The organism is Aestuariibaculum suncheonense, from assembly GCF_014596935.1.
Taxonomy (GTDB): domain Bacteria; phylum Bacteroidota; class Bacteroidia; order Flavobacteriales; family Flavobacteriaceae; genus Aestuariibaculum; species Aestuariibaculum suncheonense.
Genome location: NZ_JACVXC010000004.1, coordinates 1 through 20,871, shown reverse-complemented (window position 1 = coordinate 20,871; position 20,871 = coordinate 1). Strand labels below are relative to the sequence as shown.

Genomic DNA, 20,871 nt, shown 5'->3' with positions numbered 1-20,871 from the left:
AGAAAACAAGCAAGAAAGACCGATGTTAAATAAAACAAAAAAGCAACTTTATGAAGTTGCTTTTTTAATAATAATTATTTTTTTGATCCTGGAGGGTATTCAGCTAATATTTCGGCTACAAACTCTTTTATGAGAGCTTCTTTCTTTTCCATATTCTGTGTTAAGTATCCGGTGCCCATACCTTGCCAAACCAGTTCTTTTTTAGCAGCATCAATCAAATCAATATATAAAACACCTTCTGTACTGGTTGTTGCTGTAGGTTGATTCCATCCCCAGCCCCAACCCGGACCGAAACCAGCACCATAAGGACCCCAACCGCCCCAACCCCAGGCACCGTAGCCCCAAGCGTTGTTATACACATCGACACGCTGATTAGATTTCGTAAAAAGACTAACCAGTAAATCCGGGTTATCAGATTTAGTGAATCCTTTAGCTAGTAGTTCGGCTTCAATAGCACGTAAAATTCGGCGTTTATCTAAATCGTTAATTTCAGCTTTATCAATTCCTGTTTTATAAAACGCAAAGGTTTTGTAGCTTGTAAAATTGGCATTTTTATCGTAATCTGTCGCCACCTTAATAGAACTACAGGAAGTCACAATAAAGAGGAGAGCCAATAGCGGAACAATTTTTAGTACATGTTTCATGATGCAATTTTTTTATGGTTATAGTAAATTTAATAAACTAAAAGCTAATAATTTAAATAAAGTATGGGTTTTAACACAACCTTATATGTCAGTTTAATTATATAAAAGCATCAAGAATCGTACCAAGTAATTGGTTTTTAGAAGGTAGAGGTTAGCGTTGTTGTTTATTGGTTTTAGTGTTGTAACCATATGGGCAATGTCTGCAACCACTTTCACAACAATACCCACGTTTTAAGTGGTATTGTTCGGTAAAACAGCGATAGCCTTCAGGGGTTAGATAATAATCGCCTTCTTCAATGGGAATAATTTTCTTCATATCGCTGCAAAAGTACTAGATTTTATGAGATTTGTAATATTTTTGATAATGTTCACAGACGGTTGATATGATATTAGTTTCAAAATACATGGTTCCAAAAGGCTATTCAGGAATCACCTTGTTCCCTTTTGTGTTTATAAAAGATGGATATTTAAAGTTAGACAGGGTGTTTATGAATCATGAAAAAATTCATTTAAAACAGCAATTAGAGTTGTTGATTTTGTTTTTTTATGTCCTTTATGGTGTTGAATTTTTAATCCGTTTTTATCAGTACAAAACCAGGTATTTAGCTTATAAAAATATTTCATTTGAAAGGGAAGCTTTTGTTTGTGAAGCCGATTTAGATTATTTAAACCGTCGCCCATTTTGGAGTTTTTTAAAGTATCTTCGCCGTCATGATATTTCAACTAAATCAAAGCGTTAATCAGAAAATTGAAATTCCTAATAGCAGGGGAATAGAGGTGTTTATAAAGCGAGAAGACCGGATTCATGAATTTGTTTCGGGGAACAAATATAGAAAACTGAAGTACAATATTCTTGAAGCGAATCGGTTAGGATTAAAAACCTTGTTAACTTTTGGCGGGGCTTTTTCTAATCATATTGCAGCGGTCGCTTCGGCCGGAAAATTGTTCGGTTTTGAAACGATAGGAGTGATTCGAGGAGAGGAGCTGGAAGATAAAATTGAAAGTAATGCTACGTTGTGCTATGCGAAAGCTTGCGGTATGCAGTTTGAATTTGTAAGCAGAGACGTGTATAGAGAAAAGACCTCGGAAGAATTTATTAACAAGTTAAAAAATAAATTTGGAAACTTTTATTTAGTGCCTGAAGGAGGAACAAATGACTTAGCCATAAAAGGTTGCGAAGAAATTTTAACCGAGGAGGATGAAGAGTTCGATTATATTTGTTGTGCCGTTGGAACCGGAGGTACCATTTCCGGATTGATAAATTGTTCAAAACCCGGTCAACAAGTTTTAGGATTTCCTGCTTTAAAAGGTGATTTTTTACAGGAAGATATTAGTAAATTTGTGTCTAAAAGTAATTGGGAATTGATAATCGATTATCATTTTGGAGGTTATGCCAAAATAAATGAGGAATTAGTGAATTTTATAAACGAATTTAAAGACCAATATCAGGTGTCTTTAGATCCTGTTTATACCGGAAAAATGATGTTCGGAATTCACGATTTAATTGGCAAAAGCTATTTTCCTGAAGGCTCTAAAATTCTGGCAATTCACACAGGAGGTTTACAGGGTATTACAGGAATGAATCAGGTGTTAAAAAAGAAACGTTTACCATTAATAGAAATATAATAATGAATAAATTTTGGGTTGTATTAGGTCTGTTGGCTATACTAACAAGTTGTAAAAGTAAAAAGGTTGCTACGACAACAAAACGAACAAGGCCTACCACCGAACGTGTTATAGCTAAAGAACGTGAAACACCTAAGCCGGTTGAGACAAAACCAGTTGAAACCAAAGTTTATGCCAGTGATACCGAAAAATATATCGACACCTATAAAGACATTGCAAAAACCGAAATGCAATTGTATAACATTCCGGCGAGTATCACTTTAGCACAAGGTATTTTAGAGTCTGGATCGGGAAATGGTCGTTTATCGGTAGAGGCTAATAACCACTTTGGGATTAAATGTCATGAGTGGACAGGTGCCAGAATTTATCATGATGATGATAAAGATCAGGAATGTTTCAGAAAATATATAGATGCAAAATATTCATTCAGAGATCACTCCTTGTTTCTAACAGAGAGAAAACGATACGCCGATTTATTCAAACAAAAACCTGGCGATTATAAAGCCTGGGCTCGCGGACTTAAAGCTGCGGGTTACGCTACCGATAGAAAATATCCGGATAAATTAATCAGTTTAATTGAACGTTACGATTTACATAAATACGACGAAGAAGTTTTAGGAACAGCTTACGAACGTATTGATTATTCAAAAGAAGATATACAAAATAATAATACCGTGCATACCGTAAGTAAGGGAGATACCTTGTATTCTATTTCTAAACGTTATAATACCTCGGTGCAAAATATTCAGCGATTAAACGGATTAAACGGCACTAACATCAGTATTGGTCAGGAATTGCTGATTTCAACAAATTAAAATAATAAAGAGATATGATTTATAAACGCAGTAGCGCATTATTTGCCGAGGCGGAACAGGTAATTCCCGGAGGGGTGAATTCACCGGTAAGAGCTTTTAAAGGTGTTGGGGGAACACCACTTTTCGCTAAAGAAGCTAAAGGCGCGTATTTGTATGATGAAGATGGTAATAAACTTATAGACTATATAAATTCTTGGGGACCTATGATTTTAGGTCACGCGTATCAACCGGTTGTTGATGCCGTAGTTGAAAAAGCTAAAAAAGGAACCTCTTTTGGAATGCCAACTGAAATTGAAACGCAAATTGCCGAATTAGCCGTTTCTATGGTGCCAAATATTGATAAAATACGATTTGTTAATTCAGGAACTGAAGCTTGTATGAGTGCTGTTAGACTGGCTCGTGGATTCACCGGAAAAGATAAGATTATAAAATTTGCCGGTTGTTATCATGGGCATAGCGATTCATTTTTAATCCAGGCGGGTAGTGGAGCCAGTACTTTTGGGACACCAAACAGTCCTGGAGTAACACAAGGAACCGCAAAGGATACATTATTGGCAACTTATAATGATATTGATAATGTAAAGGAATTGATTGCAGCGAACCCAAACGAAATTGCTTGTATTATTATAGAGCCTGTAGCTGGAAATATGGGCTGTGTACCGCCGCAAAACGATTTTTTAAATAAGCTTAGAGTGCTTTGTGATGAAAACAATATTTTGTTGATTTTCGATGAGGTTATGACGGGTTTCCGTTTGGCTAAAGGAGGTGCTCAGGAGTTATTTGGAATTAAAGCAGATATCGTTTGTTTTGGAAAAGTGATTGGAGGAGGTCTTCCGGTAGGAGCTTTTGCAGCCAGAAATGAAATCATGAATTATTTAGCACCTATTGGACCTGTGTATCAAGCCGGAACATTAAGCGGAAACCCTTTAGCAATGGCTGCTGGTCTGGCGATGTTAAGAGCATTGAATGCCGATCCTGAGATTTTTACACGTCTGGAAGAGAAGACAGCATATTTACATAAAGGTATTGATAAAGTTTTAACAGATAACAACATTACATACACTATTAACCGTGTTGGTTCTATGATTTCTGTGCATTTTGATGAAACACCTGTGGTTGATTTTACAACGGCAGCCAAAGGAAATAACGAAACGTTTAAGAAGTTCTTCCACGGATTGTTAAATGAAGGTGTTTATATTGCACCAAGTGCTTTTGAAACCTGGTTTATAACCGACGCTTTAACTTATGAAGATTTAGATTTCACCATCAATGCGGTAAATAAAGTAGCAAAGACACTTTAGATAAAAAAAGCGCGTTTCATTCGAAACGCGCTTCTAACCAACCAAACTATAGTCAAAAACTAACTAAACTATATTATCTTCTATCTTTTTTGCTCTCAAATTTTCTTTGAGCCATTTCTTTTTTCATTTTTTGACCTCTTTGTTTCATTTTAGCCTGAGAGTCTTCCCATTTAGCATATTGCTCTTTGGTTAAAATACTTTTCATCTTTGTTTTTACAGCTATTTGATGATCTAAGCGGTCATTCATCATTTTGTAACGCTCTTCACTAGTAGGCTTTGTGAATTCACCAGATTCTTTTTTAGCTTTAACAGCTATCATCATGTCTTTTCTGGTGTTGGCGTTTTCTAAATTGAGTTTATATATTTCATCTTGCTGCGATTTTGTTAAATCGTAATGCAAGGTCATTTGCTTAGTTCTAAGTGTTGCGGCTTGTTCAGGTGTAAGATTGCTCATTTTATGAGGTCTATCCATACGATCTGCAAATTGTCTTCTCTCTTGTGCAATACCTTGAAGGGATATCAAAGTAATTGCGATAGCTATAATTTTTTTCATCGTTTATAGATTTATTTGCTTTTACGACTCATGAAACATAAAAAGGTTTAATGCAGATTTAAAATTTAACGATTCTTAACAGTTGATTCTGTTTTTGTTATAGAGATAAAGCAGGGGGAAGTGATGTGAAATTGCCGATAGATTTTGGAAGAGATGCGCTGTTTAAGGAAGAGAATGTATGTCTTTACTTTAATGAATGAAGCCTTTCTATCAATAAATATACATTTCATTTGAAGCTTTTTTGATGAATGTAAATTGAGAAATAGGATGTTTTTTACATGTGAGAGTATTAAAATAAGTAATTAAGATATTCGTATTTTGACTTTGTGTTGTATTGTTAAGTTTGAAAAATATAAAGTAAAGTGTAGTTTTGATTGTAGTATTATTAAAAATTATGAACACTTGAAACTTCTGAGGTTAAGTTTATGTTGCTTTAATATTAATTTTAGGGTATTTAAAAATACTTTTTTCTTAAAAATTTTAACACTTCAATAGGTTACTCTTAAAGAAGATATAAAATTGATCTTTTTGGTGTTAAACATTTCTAAATATCTTTAGTACATCGGAAAAAAGCTGAATCTTTGCAGCGTAGTTTATTTGAAACAAGTAATGCTCATAAGTTAAAAATTCATACTTTTTAATATTGAAGTTATTAGTTAGTTAATAAATTAAGTTTAGTTGGTTAGTTTGTGAAAGCCCAGTAATTTAAAATTGCTGGGCTTTTTTATTGGAATGGTTTTAAGATTAAACCAGTTGGTTTTCGTTGTTAAAATGAAATTGCAGCAATTTATACAAACGTTCTTTTTTAAACGGTTTGGTTAGGTAGTTATTCATGCCGCTTTCAATAGCTTTGTTAATAGCTTCGGTAGTAACGTTAGCCGACAGGCCGAATATAATAACCTCTTTATCAATTTCTCTAATATATCTTGTAGCTTCCCAACCGTCCATTTCCGGCATATGGATATCCATGAAGATAAGCTGATATTTTTTTTCGTTAAAGCGCTCTAAAGCTATTTTACCATTATTAGCAGTATCGGCGTTAATTCCCAAATCCTGAAGGAATTTTTTAAGTACAATAATGTTGAGGTTGTTGTCGTCAACAATAAGGACATTTAAATCGGCAGAATTAATGCTTTTCTTTAAATCGATAGTCTGTTTAGGAACAGTATTTTTTGTAATGTTAAACAGAAAAGAAACCGTGAATTTTGTGCCTTGGTTATGTTCACTTTCCACAATAATATCTCCTCCCATCATTTTAACCAGATTTTTACAGATGGCTAATCCAAGTCCGCTTCCTTCATGCTCTTTCTTAATGCTGTTTTCAATTTGGGTGAATCTATTAAAAATGGTGTCAAGTTTATCTTTCGGAATACCAATTCCGGTATCTTCAATAGTTATTGCCAATTTGAGTTGTTCTTTAATAATTGTTTCAGAATAGGTAAACGTGACTCCGCCGTTTTTAGTGAATTTTAAAGCGTTTTTAAGCAGATTGTTAATAACCTGAAGTAATTTATTTAAATCTCCAATAACGGTGCTTCCTGAGACGTTATTGAAGTTTGTTTTAAGGTATAGATTTTTCTTAACGAATAGAAACTGATTAACTTCAAGTAGTTTCTGAATTTTATTTAAAGGTGTAAAAGTGACTTCTTCAAGTTCGGTGTTTCCCGATTCAATTTTATCGAAATCTAAAATATCATTTACTAAGCCTAGTAGATTACTGGAGGATTTATCCATTAAATCTATATATTCTTTATGGGTAGGTTCTAAGTTGTCGCTTTTTAGGAGTTCTATAAAACCAATTATGGCATGTAATGGCGTTCGAATTTCATGACTCATGTTAGATAAAAATTCGGTTTTTGCCTGAGATGCTTTTTTAGCCCGATCTTTTTCCTGTTTTAGCGTTTTGTTGAGTTTAATAAGTGTTTCGTTAGATTCAATGGCTTCTCGGCTACTCTTCTTCGCCTGCAGATAAAAGAATATTAATAGAGAGAGCACAAAAGCAAGGAAGATACCCACAACAAAGGCCACATCAATAATGGTATTGCCTTCAGCAAGTAATAAATTTTTTGAAGGGTATATGTTTAATTGCCAGTTTTGCTGATCTTGAGGATCGATAGTAAGTTTGTTACTGTAAATCAGGTCTGTTTTACTGTTTAGTTTTATAGAATGATTTAACTGGTAAAAAGGCACGCCTTTGTCATCAAAAAACTCAATCACATACTGGTTTTCTAAATGGTTAGCCAAACGCTCAAAATTATATTTGAAATCCATTCCGGCAGTAATGGTACCCTGAAAGGTGTTATTGAAATAGACAGGAACATCAACCAAAAAAGCTTTACTCGATTGTTTTAAATCTAACCAGGAGGTTATATTGGTTGCTCCTGTTTTGGAGTGTGAGAGCCATTCCTCTCGTCTGTAGTCAATCGTCGAAATATCAAGAAGAAGTGCCTTCTTGTTTTCCTTTTCTGGATAAATTTTCCTGATGACCATTGAACTATCAATCCACTCAATAAATTTGAAAGAGGAATTCTGTTCAAGTAATAAATTGGCGTCATGTTCCCAATTTTTAAAATAGTCACCATTGGTGAATTCCAATCTACTTTTTAAATTTTCAAGACGAGAAATATCAGACCGGATGATGTTTTCAAATTCTTTAGAGATGAGTTCTCCTGTATGTTGAAGGTCTTCATCAATAACAGATTCATATTCGTCTTTAGAGATTTTGTAGATGTAAAGTTTGGCTAATGAAAGCCCAAAAAAAATGGTGACGGCTATAATTAAATGAACTTTTATCTTTTTAATCATAAGTCGTCACCATTTATATGTTTTTAATTTCTTAGGTCTAAATATAAAAAAGTTTTAAGAAATTATAAGTTCAACTATTAAATCGCTATCGGTTTTTATAACATTAGCTAATTTGTGTTTTGTTAAGGCTTTAATACCTTTATCCCAGGCCTTATTGCTTAAACCACTTTCTTCTTTTAGAACATTTAACGGAAGGCTTTTCTTTGCTTTTAAAACTTCGAAAATAGCTTTTTCGTTATCGCTTAAGGTTACTGTCTTTTTCTCAGGTCTCATTTGCGGGAAGAATAATACTTCCTGAATAGATTGATTGTTGGTTAAGAACATTATTAAACGGTCCATACCAATACCCATACCAGATGTAGGAGGCATACCATATTCTAAAGCACGTAAAAAGTCGTAATCAATAACACCGTTAGCTTCATCGTCACCTTTTTTTGCTAATTCCATTTGGTGTTCAAAACGCTCACGCTGATCGATTGGATCGTTAAGTTCGGAATACGCGTTCGCAATTTCTTTACCACAAACCATCAACTCGAAACGTTCGGTTAAATCCGGATTATCACGGTGTTCTTTACACAATGGGCTCATTTCTTTAGGGTAATCGGTAATGAAGGTTGGCTGGATGTAGTTCCCTTCACATTTTTCACCGAAAATTTCATCAATTAGTTTTCCTTTACCCATAGTGTCATCTACCTCAATGCCCATACCTTTAGCTGCGGCACGAATTTCATCTTCGGTTTTTCCAATAATATCAAAGCCAGTGAAATGCTTTATAGAATCGGCCATGGTTACTCTGGTGTATGGTGCTTTAAAGTCGATTTCGTGTTCTCCAAATTTTGCTTTTGTAGAACCGTTTACTGCCATTGCACAGTGCTCTAATAAACGTTCACAGAAATCCATCATCCAATTGTAATCTTTGTAAGACACATAGATTTCCATAGCTGTAAACTCCGGGTTGTGTGTTCTGTCCATCCCTTCGTTTCGGAAGTTTTTCGAGAACTCGTAAACCCCGTCAAAACCACCAACAATTAGTCTTTTTAAATAAAGCTCGTTGGCAATACGCATGTATAATGGAATGTCTAAAGCGTTGTGGTGCGTAACAAAAGGTCTTGCAGCAGCTCCACCAGGAATAGATTGTAGTACCGGTGTTTCTACTTCAAAGTAACCAGCGTCGTTAAAGAACGAACGCATAGCATTAAATAATTTGGTACGCTTAATAAATATTTCTTTTACCTGCGGATTAACCACTAGATCGGCGTAACGTTGTCTGTAACGTTGTTCAGGGTCTGTAAACGCATCGTAAATTTTACCGTCTTTTTCTTTTGGTAATGGTAGCGGTTTTAAGGCTTTACTTAATAAAGTGAAGTCTTTTACCTTAACGGTTTTTTCTCCAACCTGAGTAGTAAATAATTCCCCTTCAATACCTACAAAGTCACCAAAATCGATAAGTTTTTTAAATAGCTCGTTGTATTTTTCTTTGTCTTCGCCCGGGCAAATTTCATCACGGTTAAAATACACTTGTATCTTACCTTCGGCATCTTGTAACTCTGCAAAACTGGCTTTTCCCTGTACCTTAATCATCATTAAACGCCCTGCAATAACCACCTTCTTATCAGCTTCAAAATCTTCTTTAATCTGTTTCGATGTATGCGTTACAGGATATAAATCTGCTGGGTACGGATTAACGCCTAATTCGCGTAATTTTACTAATTTTTCTCTACGTACAAGTTCTTGCTCTGATAATTGCGACATATTCTAAAATGCTGAGTATAATTTTTTAAAGGCACAAAGATAAACATAATCATTAAGGTAGCATACGTAATAATATGTGAATTTTTGACGTTACTCAAAGTGGATTTTATTCGTTATTTACGATTTTCCTCCTAAATTAAAATATGATTGTAAGAGTAATTGCAATGCTGGTTTGTAACAAAAACTATAGTTTTGCGTCACATAAAGGCATCAATAAAAAAATAAAATCAATATGAGTTTCTGGAGAGTTTTACTGTCTATCATTTGTCCGCCCCTCGCTGTTTTAGATAAAGGTTGCGGTTCTATTTTAATTGTCTTTATTTTAACTTGTCTTGGCTGGGTCCCTGGAGTGATAGCGGCGCTGATTATTTTGAATAATCCTAAAAACTAGTTAAACAGGTTAATAAACCCGTTTTGTTTCTCGAATTGTCTTAATTTTGCAGTCTATGAATAAGCGCGTACAACTTCAGGATTTAGGACTAAAAGATTATAAGGAAACCTGGGATTATCAGGAGGAATTATTTAAAGCTATTGTAGATTCTAAAATCAGGAACAGGCGAGAAGAAACTACCGACGAAACCAATAACTACTTCTTGTTTGTAGAGCATCCTCATGTTTATACCTTGGGGAAAAGTGGCGATTTTTCAAATCTGTTGCTGGGCGAAGATGAATTATTTAAAAAAGGCGCGACATTTTACAAAATTAACCGAGGAGGAGATATTACCTATCATGGTCCAGGACAAATTGTAGGTTACCCAATTTTAGATTTAGACAACTTCTTTACCGATATCCACAAGTACCTCCGATTTCTTGAAGAAATGATTATTCTAACGCTGAAAGAATATGGTTTAAAGGCAGAACGAAGTGAAGGTGAAACAGGGGTGTGGTTAGATGTGGGTACACCGTTTGCGCGTAAAATATGTGCAATGGGTGTTCGTGCCAGTAGATGGGTAACGATGCATGGATTTGCCTTAAATGTGAATGCCGATTTAGGTTACTTCGATAATATTATTCCTTGTGGTATTCGAGGAAAAGCGGTGACTTCGTTAAACGTTGAACTGGGCGTTGCTCATGTTGATGAGACCGAGGTGAAAAATAATCTTTTAAAACATTTTAAATCCCTTTTTGAAGCCGAATTTATTTAAGTTGTCACAATTTCTCGTTTAGCTAATTTTGTAGCTATAATGCTAATGATGAATATCTGTAGAGCGTGAAATAACATAAGCGGCAATAATATTAATCCTAAAGGCATGGTGCTTGGGAATAATATTTTAGAAAATACGGTGCCATGCACTAGCGATTTTTTAGTTCCGCAGAACTGAGCTGTAATTTTATCTTCTTTATTAAAGCCTAGTTTTTTCGATAGAAATCCGGTTAAAAAATAAACCGAGTAAAATAGTATAACTACAGCGGTAAATACCATCGATAAATCTAAAAGGTTAAGAGAGTTAAAAACACCATCTTCGAAAGAGTGCGCATAACTTTTGTAGATGATTAATAAAATAACCGATTTGTCAAATAACGGAAGTTGGTGTTGGTATTTTTTAACAAAGGTTTGTCCGTACTTCTGAAGCAGAATACCTAAAATAACAGGAGCCAGAATTTCAAGAAGTAATTTCATGTAAATCTCACCCAAATTAAAGTCGGTAGCTGTAAATTTTGAAAATAATCCCATCCATAACGGTGTAATGACAATACCAATTAATCCGGAAATACTTGCATTAAAAATAGCTGCTGGTATATTCCCTTTTGCCATCGATACCATAACCACTGAAGATGACACGGTAGAAGGTAATGCAGCCAGAAATAAAAACGATAACCAGAGCATTTGACCTTCTTCAACTTTAATAAAACCTTTAAAAAGAATTATAATAATAGGGAAAAGTAAAAAGGTTGTTAATTGAATAAGTACATGTAATTTCCAGTTTTTAAGACCGTGTTTTATTTTTTCCGGACTTAACTTCAGTCCGTAGAAAAAGAAAATAAATGAAATTCCTATACTGCCAATCAAATCAAGCGGAACGCTACTGTTTTTACTTCCCAATTGTGGAAAAAAATAGGCAAGGGCTATAGTTACAATAATAGCAACAACAAAACGGTCAATTTTCATTAGAGAACACGTTCAAATTAATTATTCAATTTAAATCGCTAAAAGTAAGAATAATACAGAAAGAGTTGAGGATTAAACAAAAAGTAATTTGAATGTTAATTCTTAGTTTAAGATGATTTTTATTTGTTTGCAAATCAGATTTTTACGATTATTTTTCATACATTAACTTACTTTAAAACCTTAACAATATGAGAAAAATATTAGTACTCTTACTCTTTATTCTTTTCCTTATTCTGGCTTGGTTTAGCTGGTGTTGGTATAAAGAAACAGTAGTATGTTGTCCAGAACCCCTACCGGAAATTAGTTACGGGCCTTTAATTTTTGATTGTAATTCAGCTGAAGTCATTACCAACGATTTATGGCCTGAGAAGAAACAGGAGATTTTACATAATGGAACCAAAGGCAAAAAGTTACTACTCGTTGGTCCTTATTTTACTGCGGAAAGCGAACAGGATGGTATTAATCGAGCAGAAAAGGTTAAGCTATTGTTTTCTGAATTGCCTTCTGAAGAGGTTATTATCGATGCTCGATTTGCAGGAGATTGTGAAGATACCAAACTTAATATGCTACATGAGTTAAAGTATAAGTGGGTAACACGTAATGATGATATTATTGAGCATTTAGATCGAACTTTTGTGTTTTATAAATACGATTCAGATAAAGAGGTTACTAACGAAGCTGTCGTAGCATATTTTAACGAGTTGTCTTCTTTCTTAATAGAATCAGGAGATAAAATATTAATAGTTGGTCATACAGATAGTGACGGGCCATCGTTGTATAACGAAGATTTGGGACTAAAAAGAGCTATTGAATATAAAACTCATTTAACTAGTTTAGGTGTAGAAGAAAGTAAAGTTACGGTTGAAAGTAAAGGAGAAACAGAACCGCTTCGTCCAAACGATACGCCCGAAAATAAGCAAATGAATAGACGAGTAGCAATACACATAATGGAATAAAAAATTAACTTAACATTTAAAGAATATTATGAAATTATTACAAATAAATACAACAGCTTGCGATGGATCAGATGTTTTTTGGTCTTGGTTTTTATGGCTTTTGGCAGCCTTTATCTTAGGTTTAATAATTGGCTGGATTTTAAAACAAATTTCAGGAGGGGTATCTTCGTCTGAAGCTTACGTGAAGCAGGATTTGACTAAAGTAGAAGGGGTTGGTCCTAAAATTGAAGGCTTATTAAACAAAAAGGGTATTATTAGTTACAGACAGTTATCAAACACTTCAAAAAAATTTCTTGAAGATATGTTAGTTGAAGCAGGCCCGGCATTTATTACCCATAGAGGAATGACTAATACCTGGCCAGCACAGGCAAAACTGGCTGAGCTAGGAGAGTGGGATGAACTTAAAAAATGGCAGGATGTTTTAAAAGGTGGTGTTTAATGCCTTCCAGCTCAAAAATAAAAAAGCGCTCAATATGTATTGGGTGCTTTTTTTATTATAAAACTTAATACTTCTCAGGAATGAATGTCTGGTAATACATGGGTGGTCGTACATAGCTTTTATAATCAGGTAATTCAGGCAACTCAATAGGTTCTATTTTCATATGTTTATAAGGAATCTGATTCAATACATGACTAATGCAATTTAATCGGGCTTTCTTTTTGTTGTCTGAGTTAACCACAAACCAGGGCACTTGTTTGGTATCGGTATGTGCAAACATAGTGTCTTTAGCTTTAGAATATTCTAACCATCGCGATCTGGATTCTAGATCCATGGGGCTGAATTTCCAGTGTTTTAACGGATTTGAAATTCGGTTTTTAAAGCGTCGTTCCTGTTCGGCATCGCTCACCGAAAACCAGTATTTTAACAGAATAATACCGCTGCGCACTAACATGCGTTCAAATTCAGGACAGGATCGTAAAAATTCGTTATATTCTTCTTCGGTGCAGAAGCCCATCACTTTTTCAACGCCTGCACGGTTGTACCAACTTCTATCGAAAAGTATAATCTCACCGGCAGCCGGCAAATACTGGGTGTACCTTTGAAAATACCACTGTGTTTTTTCTTTTTCGGTTGGAACACCTAATGCCACAACTTTACATACGCGCGGATTCAAGGGCTCTGTAAACCGCTTTATTGTGCCTCCTTTTCCTGAAGCATCACGGCCTTCAAAAACAATAACAACTTTTAGTCCTTGGGTTTTTACCCATTCTTGAAGATGAACTAGCTCGGTGTGTAATTTGGCGAGTTCTAATTCGTAATTAAATTTTTTCACTTTCGATGTCGGTTTGTTGGAAGTTTTCATTCTTACAAGTTAATAAAAAAATGAAAGTTATTCTTGTAAACCGCTAAAGAAGCATATAGTGTTAACTTTCTTGGTTAAAAAATACTTTGTAATAGTGCATTTTTTTCTCTTCGTCGTAACCGCGTTCCAAATAATCAATCGAAGCATCAGGAGCATCAATATCTACTTTTATTGAGAAATGCGTGTCGAGTTTTATATCGGTTTTAATCTTTTTCTTTTCTTTGGTTACCACGCGTTCTGAAACATCAAACTGATTTCTCAAGACTAAGTTTTGTTCGCTTTCAAAAGTCTTTTTATAATCATCAAATTCAGTTTTGTATTTGTCTTCTTCAAAAAGTTCGTCTTTAAAACGCTCGACATTGACTACTTCATTTTCTTTAAAGAAGTCTATGGTTTTTGCTAAAAAAGCATTTTTTTCTTGAGCGCCGTAAGTTGGTTTTAAAACTTCTTCAGAAAAATCTTTGCATAAATCGATGTATTGCTGCGTGTGGTTGTTGGCATCATCAGCATATTTAATATTTAAAAACTGATTAATCCAGTACTGCGCATCGTAATTGTTATTATCGACCGTTAAAATTATATTGCCTTCGGTGTCGCTTTGGTTTAAGATTAAACAGCCTTTATCTACTTTTTTACTGCTAATTCCTTTTTGTACCAATACATCGTAGTTGTTGTTTTCCAGATAGGTCTGAAAGAAATTAACTTTATTTTCAATTTTGAAAATACCAAGGGCATTCGTGGTGATTTCGTTGTATTCAATGCCTTCAAACATGACGACTAATACGTCGCCGGTTTTAATATTGGCTGAGGTTGATTGTTCAAACAAATGGGTTACAATATGTTTTGAAACTTCCACAAAAGCGTCTTCATCACTAAATATTTGTGCCGAATACGAGTTAATCTCGTTCAGGCTAATATTGGCGTGATGATTAAAACGATAGCTTTGAACCACACTTCCAAAAGGACGTAATAAAAACGGCATCATTAATTCATAGCTCGCTTCGTCAAATTCCACTAATTTTTCTGATAAGGCATTTTTAGTATTGTTGAATTTATTGCCAACTTTATGTATTATGAATTTTGATATTGACGCGTTTTTTCTTGTAATCATGATGCTGTAAATTAATAGTGCAATACTATTGAAACTTCTTTGACTTCAAAGCGTGTTTCGATGAAATTTTGATAAAATAAAACTCTTAGTTTAATTGATATAATAATAAGGAGTTGCTTTCACCTTTGGTTACAAATTCTAAATTTCTGTCCTTATTAATATTATCTAACTGAATAGGGGAGTTGCCATATACCGGAAAGTTTGGCAATAATTTCGCCTGGCTATCGAATAGATACGCTTTATGCGTTTGTGTATCAGTAATGGAGATATAAATTTTGTCATTTAAATAGAAGAATCCCGGCTCAGTGTAATTACCGTAATCTAATTCTATGGTTTTATTCTTTATGGTTAACTTGTTTTCACTTTGTGCCACCAATGTCTTGGTTGAGGTGGTAATGGCATGTTTTTCCGAAAGGTTTAGGTTCCTTGAAGCCACATTACCTTTAATGTCAATCGAAATCAAATGACCATTAACTCCTGTAGTGGTAAACGTATTGTTGTATTCAAAAACCGGTTCGTTAGAATACGCGTAGCCGGTTTTAGGGGTTACTCGCGTTTTTCCTGTACGGTCTAAAATATAAAGTTTATCGGATGTTTTGATAATGATATAATCTTTAGAACCTATTCGGAAATGTTTTGGTGTGGTAATAATCGTGTTATCGGCTGCTTTAAAGGTGAAGCCCTTTACAACTTTGGCTTCGTCGTTATACATTAATACATGTTTACCCTGGGTAACCAGTAATCGGTAATTTTTATTTTTGTCATAGTCGAAAACTGCCAGTGGCTGGGTAATTTTATCGTTGAATTTCATAGGAAACGGACTCACATCTTTTCCGTTTCGATCGATAACATACACATGGTTTGGTGTAGCGAATGCTAACTGAAGTCTTCCGTTTTTGTAAATGTCAATTTGTTCAATATTTCCTAAAACAGCTCCTTGAAGTTGTTTTTTCCAAAGGATTTTTCCTTTATTAGAAATTAAATACAGATTGTTTTTGATGTCCTGAACGACGATTTCCTTTTCACCGGTAATGTGGTTTTTAACAAACTGTGGATTGTTTAAAATGTCGTTATCCAATTTGATGTTCAATTCTTCTGAAACCGCATTTTCTTCCGCTCTAGCTTTTCCTTTTCTTATAATGCCATTCACATGAGCAAAATTGTTGTCGTAGATAAACTGAAGCGCCGAGATGTTATAACTATCCAGATTAATGTTAAGGGCTTCGTTGAAATTTTTAGAAATAACCTGCTTTAAAGTTGAGGGATTTGCCACAAACATTAAAGAAGACGCATCAACAAGTTGTTCTTTGGCCTGAATAAAAAAGTCTTTTTCGTTTAATGTTGTTTTGTTTTGGTAATTGGTGATGATGCTTTGCAGAAGTTCTAAGTTGTCTGCAAACACGAAGTAGTTGTCCAGAATACAATATTTAGTAGCCTTGTTAAAGGTAACTAAAGGTGAAAAGGTATTGCTGAATAATTCAGGCGTACTAAAACTGTAAATATCAAGTTCTCTAAAGGTGTCTATAGTATTTTGTTCACTAATAAGCGCATCTTCAGTTGCGATAACGTCAATGGAATTTAAAATAATCGCTCGGTCGTCATCCTGATAAATGACGCCAATTTCAACAATATTGTTGAAAAGTTCAGTAGTATTACCAATGGAGTCTTGCTTTTTATAAGTCTGCAAATTAGTTTTCAGGTTTTCGAAATTTCTAAAAGTAAAGCTTAAAAAACCATCAGCATTTGAAGGCGTGATGTTTTGAGTTTGGTTTTCCTGAGCAATCGTATTCTTGAAAATATTAATTAAACTTTCCGTTGAATCGTTAGCTTTGGTGATACCATTAATATAAGTTTCGTTTTGGCTTACATCTATATCTAGTGCCAGATAATTGGTAAATGCTTTCAATGTTAGTGTGTCTTCTAAGAAAAAAGATTGTAAAACCGGATTATCGGCTTTTATTAAAGCAGATAAAGTACGGTCGTTACTGGTGGTATTGTAAATTTTTTCTAATTCGGTGTTGGGAATTCTATCATTATCGAAAACAGCATCAATAATAGTTTTAGAAGACGATGCAATAAACATGCTGTCTATAACTGTGCTGTATAAGATGCATTTGTTAAATGTCGACTTGGTAATTTTACGGTTTTTGTATGTTAGTGTTTCTTCAGTATAATTAGTTAACGAATCGGTTTTTACTAATTGCTTATGGTATTTTGTAATAACTGTGAATTCTAAACTGTCTTTTATGGTGTTGCAAAAACAAACTAACAAGTCGCCTTTTGGTTTAAGAAGACTGATGCTCTCCAAACGATTTTCAAAAGCTGTGTAAGTTTTTGTCTTTGAGAATTTTTGCAGTAAATCACTATTGTTAATGCTGCTTTTTAAACTTTCAAAATTGGATGTTTTTAAAACAACCGACGTGTTTTTCGGAATAAAATCAATGAGTTGTACGCGATTTGTTTTGGTGTTTGAGCAACTAAAAGTAAGTAATAGTAAAAGGGAAAAACAAAAAAATCTCATATATGAATTAATTTATACAAACCTACATATTTTTCATTTTATAGGGTGTAAAAAGCGTGTATTATAATGTGTTAAAGATCTAATTTTAATTGGTCGGGTAATAACTTAAACGATTTGCGGTGGTACTTTGTTACTCCATATTTTTTGATCGCTTCACGATGTTCTTTGGTGGGGTAGCCTTTGTTCTTTTCCCAGTTGTACATAGGGAATTCTTCATGAATTCGGTTCATGTATTCATCGCGGTAAGTTTTTGCAAGAATTGATGCCGCTGCAATACTCAAATATTTACCATCACCTTTAACTATGGTTTCGTAGGGAATATCCAGAAATGGTTTAAACTTGTTGCCATCAACAATTATGAATTCCGGAGCGGGTGATAATTGTTCTATAGATTTATGCATTGCCAGAATGGATGCATTAAGAATATTAATCTCGTCGATTTCTTCTTGATATATATGCGAAACCCCAAAACTTAACGCTTCCGCTTCAATAATAGGTTTTAATAAATCTCTTTTATTTTCGCTTAACTGTTTCGAATCGGTAAGAATGGTGTTTTTAAAATTTTTCGGCAAAATGACCGCTGCCGCAGTAACCGGACCAGCCAAACAACCACGACCGGCTTCATCGGTACCGCATTCTAAAATAAAATCGGAATGGTTTAATAATAACATGTTCAATATAAAATCTGGTCAAATCTATAACATAATCAGAATTTATACAGAATCCTGCCGGTTTTTCTTTTTGAGTTTTATATGTGAATATCTCAATGTAAAGCCTTTTTGTTTGGAAATAAATAAAAGAATAGGTGGTTTTTTGTGATTTTGTATGAAAATTTTTAGTATGATTATTTGTTTATTTAAGATAATATTATGATGTTTGTTAAAGACTAACTCAAATAAATTTTTTGATTTCATCTTAATTAGTTAAGATGATTAATATTTTAAAACAAAGCCAGCATTACGCATGTTGGCTTTGTTTATTTAAAATATTTACCAACTCTTAACGTTCAAATAATTACTTTTGTTCCGAAAAATTGAATGATACAAATGGGTATAACAAAAACAGCGTTAAGTAAATCGGCGTTGCGTATGCGAATGACATCTAATACTAAAGAAACACGTAAAAATATATTTTCAGTTAAAGTAACTATTTTATGCCTTGTATTGTTTCAGTGTCATTTGGTTTTGGCTCAGAAAAAGCCAAGTAGAATTAGTCGGGAATTAGGTGTTGCAGAGGTCAAAGATTCTACGAAACAATCGCCTAAAGATTTAGCTAAAATTACCGACTATCTTATTATCTCACATGATAACGATACGACATATGTCGATACCACTTTAAGCATAAAAAAAGAATACAAGTTTAATTATTTGCGTAAGGATGATTTTGGTGTGATGCCATTTTCAAACATGGGACAAACGTATAATAGTTTAACTTACAATTTTCAAAATACGAAGCTAATGCCAAGTTTTGGTGCGTTGGGTAAGCATTTCAATTATATGGAAGTTGAAGATATTTACTACTACCGCGTGCCAACGCCACTTACCGAGTTGTTTTTTAAAACAGCTTTCGAGCAGGGGCAGTTAGCCGATTCGTTTTTCTCGATAAATACCTCGCCACAACTTAACTTTTCAATTGCTTACAAGGGGTTGCGTTCGTTAGGGAAATATCAGCATATTTTAGCAAGTACAGGTAATTTTAGATTTACAACAAATTATCAAACCAAAAACAGACGTTATATAGCTAAAGCACATATCGTTACTCAGGATATTTACAATCAGGAAAATGCAGGAATTCGTGATGATAATGTGGAGTATTTTGAAACCGGTGAAGAAGATCATTTAGATCGTTCTATTTTCGAAGTGAATTTTGAAAATGCCGAAACGATGTTAAAAGGAAAGCGTTTTTATTTAGATCATGCCTATAGTATTGTTCAGAAAAACGATTCTTTAGATAAAAATCATTTAAGCTTAGGTCATATATTATCGTTTGAAGATAAATATAATGAGTACAGTCAAACCGCGAGCAGTGATTATTTTGGAGATGCTTTTGTTAGTTCTGGTTTAAAAGACCGAAATACACTAGAGAGTTTGTATAATCAATTGCATTTAAATTACAGTAACAATATAATAGGAGATTTGCAATTTAACATAAGTAACTCCAATTATAATTATGGTTACAATAAGTTGGTGGTATTAAATGGAGAAACAATTACCAATAGGTTGAAGGGGGATGTGTTTTCTGCGGGAGGTAAATATCATAAACAATATAAAGGATTCGATTTGTCTGGAGAACTTGGTGTGAACATTGCAGGAGAGTTCGATGGTAACTATATAAAAGGAACAACTGCATTTAAATTAAATGATGATGTGTTTGCAAGCGCAACTATTAATCACAGTTCAAAAGCACCAAACTTCAATACCTTATTAAACCAAAGCGATTACATCAATTACAACTGGCAGAATAATTTTAGTAATATACAAACGCAACAATTAGCGTTTCAAATAAAGTATAAGCAACTGGCAAATGTTAGTGTCGACTATGCTACCATAACAGACTTTGTGTATTTTGCACAAGATGATGCCACATTGCAGGTGCGTCCTTTTCAATATGGAGGAACTATTAATTATTTGCGTGTAAAGTTTGAAAATGAATTACGACTTGGCAAGTTTGCGTTAAACAATACTATATTATATCAAAATGAAAATGCCGAAGGTGTAATGAATGTGCCAGATTTCACAACGCGCAATACCTTGTATTTTTCGTCACATATGTTCAATAAGGCATTGTATATGCAAACAGGTGTAACGCTGAAATATTTTACGAGTTATTATATGAATGCTTACAATCCGTTAATTTCTGAGTTTTACGTCCAGAACACCAGGGAGTATGGCGATTTCCCGATGTTAGATTTCTTTATTAACTTAAAAATTCGTCAAACGAGAATCTACGCTAAAGCGGAACATTTCAATTCGGCGTTTACCGGTTACAATTATTATTCGGCGCCAAACAATCCGTATCGAGATTTTACGGTGCGTTTTGGAGTGGTGTGGAATTTCTTTTTATAAGGGTATTTGGTTTATACTTATAAACCACCGCGCTTTCGCGACTCACTTTTTTTGCAAAACTATTTTGCTAAAAAGAGTTCAAACATATCGCTCAATCCCTAATACAAACAAAAAGCTCTGATTAAAATTATTTTAATCAGAGCTTTTTGTTTAAATAAGATTATAATGAATAAAGAGTTGGACCTATACCTATATAATATTAGGAGTAGTATAATTAGCATCCTTATATATTATAGTAAAGTTCTGTTTTGGCATTAAAAACTCCCACAGGAGTACTCAATACCCATTCGTCATTTAACAAATTCAAA

19 protein-coding genes are annotated in these 20,871 nt (G+C 34.0%); 9 read left to right on the top strand and 10 right to left on the bottom strand.

Features of this window, described 5'->3' with window-relative positions; genetic code table 11:
* Positions 1-74: 74 nt before the first annotated feature.
* Both ICJ84_RS11185 and ICJ84_RS11180 read right to left on the bottom strand, forming a co-directional pair.
* Entirely contained in the window at positions 75-644 is a 570-nt protein-coding gene (locus tag ICJ84_RS11185; protein ID WP_188216498.1) for a DUF4136 domain-containing protein, read from the bottom strand.
* 151 nt (positions 645-795) lie between these two features.
* Positions 796-960, bottom strand: coding sequence for a DUF5522 domain-containing protein (locus ICJ84_RS11180; protein WP_188216497.1), 165 nt, complete (start codon positions 958-960; stop codon positions 796-798).
* Positions 961-1,027: 67 nt separating this feature from the next.
* Between ICJ84_RS11180 and ICJ84_RS11175 the strand changes: the two genes are divergently transcribed.
* From ICJ84_RS11175 to hemL, 4 genes are read left to right on the top strand one after another with little or no spacing between them, the layout of a single operon-like run.
* Complete coding sequence (locus ICJ84_RS11175; protein WP_188216496.1) at positions 1,028-1,384, top strand: hypothetical protein; 357 nt, start codon at positions 1,028-1,030, stop codon at positions 1,382-1,384.
* Positions 1,356-2,270 carry a 1-aminocyclopropane-1-carboxylate deaminase/D-cysteine desulfhydrase gene (locus ICJ84_RS11170; RefSeq protein WP_188216495.1) on the top strand — a complete coding sequence of 305 codons (915 nt, stop codon included), beginning with the start codon at positions 1,356-1,358 and terminating at the stop codon, positions 2,268-2,270. The genes ICJ84_RS11175 and ICJ84_RS11170 overlap by 29 nt, the downstream gene beginning before the upstream one ends.
* Before the next feature lie 2 nt (positions 2,271-2,272).
* Complete coding sequence (locus ICJ84_RS11165; RefSeq protein ID WP_188216494.1) at positions 2,273-3,085, top strand: glucosaminidase domain-containing protein; 813 nt, start codon at positions 2,273-2,275, stop codon at positions 3,083-3,085.
* Between the two features lie 14 nt (positions 3,086-3,099).
* On the top strand, positions 3,100-4,386 hold the full coding sequence (gene hemL / locus ICJ84_RS11160; protein WP_188216493.1) for a glutamate-1-semialdehyde 2,1-aminomutase: 1,287 nt from the start codon (positions 3,100-3,102) through the stop codon (positions 4,384-4,386).
* A gap of 73 nt (positions 4,387-4,459) precedes the next feature.
* Here hemL and ICJ84_RS11155 read toward each other — a convergent pair whose 3' ends face one another.
* The 3 genes from ICJ84_RS11155 to lysS all read right to left on the bottom strand — a co-directional run bounded on the left by ICJ84_RS11155 (position 4,460) and on the right by lysS (position 9,496).
* Positions 4,460-4,939 (bottom strand): DUF4890 domain-containing protein, encoded by a 480-nt coding sequence (locus ICJ84_RS11155; protein WP_188216492.1) that lies wholly within the window; start codon positions 4,937-4,939, stop codon positions 4,460-4,462.
* Positions 4,940-5,683: 744 nt separating this feature from the next.
* Positions 5,684-7,744: an ATP-binding protein gene (locus ICJ84_RS11150; RefSeq protein ID WP_188216491.1), complete on the bottom strand. Its 2,061-nt coding sequence runs from the start codon at positions 7,742-7,744 to the stop codon at positions 5,684-5,686.
* A 54-nt stretch (positions 7,745-7,798) separates the two neighbouring features.
* Positions 7,799-9,496 carry a lysine--tRNA ligase gene (gene lysS / locus ICJ84_RS11145; RefSeq protein ID WP_188216490.1) on the bottom strand — a complete coding sequence of 566 codons (1,698 nt, stop codon included), beginning with the start codon at positions 9,494-9,496 and terminating at the stop codon, positions 7,799-7,801.
* Between the two features lie 232 nt (positions 9,497-9,728).
* Here lysS and ICJ84_RS11140 point away from each other — a divergent pair, with 232 nt between their 5' ends.
* Positions 9,729-9,887, top strand: a complete 159-nt coding sequence (locus ICJ84_RS11140; RefSeq protein ID WP_188216489.1) for a YqaE/Pmp3 family membrane protein — start codon at positions 9,729-9,731, stop codon at positions 9,885-9,887.
* A 55-nt stretch (positions 9,888-9,942) separates the two neighbouring features.
* Entirely contained in the window at positions 9,943-10,641 is a 699-nt protein-coding gene (gene lipB / locus ICJ84_RS11135; RefSeq protein WP_188216488.1) for a lipoyl(octanoyl) transferase LipB, read from the top strand.
* Here the strand turns inward: lipB and ICJ84_RS11130 are convergent.
* Positions 10,638-11,606 carry a bile acid:sodium symporter family protein gene (locus tag ICJ84_RS11130; RefSeq protein ID WP_188216487.1) on the bottom strand — a complete coding sequence of 323 codons (969 nt, stop codon included), beginning with the start codon at positions 11,604-11,606 and terminating at the stop codon, positions 10,638-10,640. The two genes, lipB and ICJ84_RS11130, sit on opposite strands and share 4 nt — an antisense overlap.
* Positions 11,607-11,794: 188 nt before the next feature.
* On the opposite strand from ICJ84_RS11130, the gene ICJ84_RS11125 reads away from it, so the two are divergent.
* Both ICJ84_RS11125 and ICJ84_RS11120 read left to right on the top strand, forming a co-directional pair.
* Positions 11,795-12,562: an OmpA family protein gene (locus ICJ84_RS11125; RefSeq protein ID WP_188216486.1), complete on the top strand. Its 768-nt coding sequence runs from the start codon at positions 11,795-11,797 to the stop codon at positions 12,560-12,562.
* A 28-nt stretch (positions 12,563-12,590) separates the two neighbouring features.
* A complete protein-coding gene (locus ICJ84_RS11120; RefSeq protein ID WP_188216485.1) occupies positions 12,591-13,001 on the top strand; it encodes a hypothetical protein in 411 nt (136 codons plus the stop codon).
* 64 nt (positions 13,002-13,065) lie between these two features.
* Here the strand turns inward: ICJ84_RS11120 and ppk2 are convergent, their stop codons facing one another.
* From ppk2 to ICJ84_RS11100, 4 genes are all read right to left on the bottom strand, one after another.
* Positions 13,066-13,866 carry a polyphosphate kinase 2 gene (ppk2, locus tag ICJ84_RS11115; RefSeq protein ID WP_188216484.1) on the bottom strand — a complete coding sequence of 267 codons (801 nt, stop codon included), beginning with the start codon at positions 13,864-13,866 and terminating at the stop codon, positions 13,066-13,068.
* Positions 13,867-13,927: 61 nt separating this feature from the next.
* Positions 13,928-14,977, bottom strand: a complete 1,050-nt coding sequence (locus ICJ84_RS11110; protein ID WP_188216483.1) for a nucleoid-associated protein — start codon at positions 14,975-14,977, stop codon at positions 13,928-13,930.
* Positions 14,978-15,062: 85 nt separating this feature from the next.
* Positions 15,063-17,498, bottom strand: a complete 2,436-nt coding sequence (locus tag ICJ84_RS11105; protein WP_188216482.1) for a ribonuclease HII — start codon at positions 17,496-17,498, stop codon at positions 15,063-15,065.
* A 71-nt stretch (positions 17,499-17,569) separates the two neighbouring features.
* A complete protein-coding gene (locus ICJ84_RS11100; RefSeq protein ID WP_188216481.1) occupies positions 17,570-18,169 on the bottom strand; it encodes a ribonuclease HII in 600 nt (199 codons plus the stop codon).
* A 375-nt stretch (positions 18,170-18,544) separates the two neighbouring features.
* Between ICJ84_RS11100 and ICJ84_RS11095 the strand changes: the two genes are divergently transcribed.
* Entirely contained in the window at positions 18,545-20,563 is a 2,019-nt protein-coding gene (locus tag ICJ84_RS11095; protein WP_241748746.1) for a putative porin, read from the top strand.
* Positions 20,564-20,871: the final 308 nt, after the last annotated feature.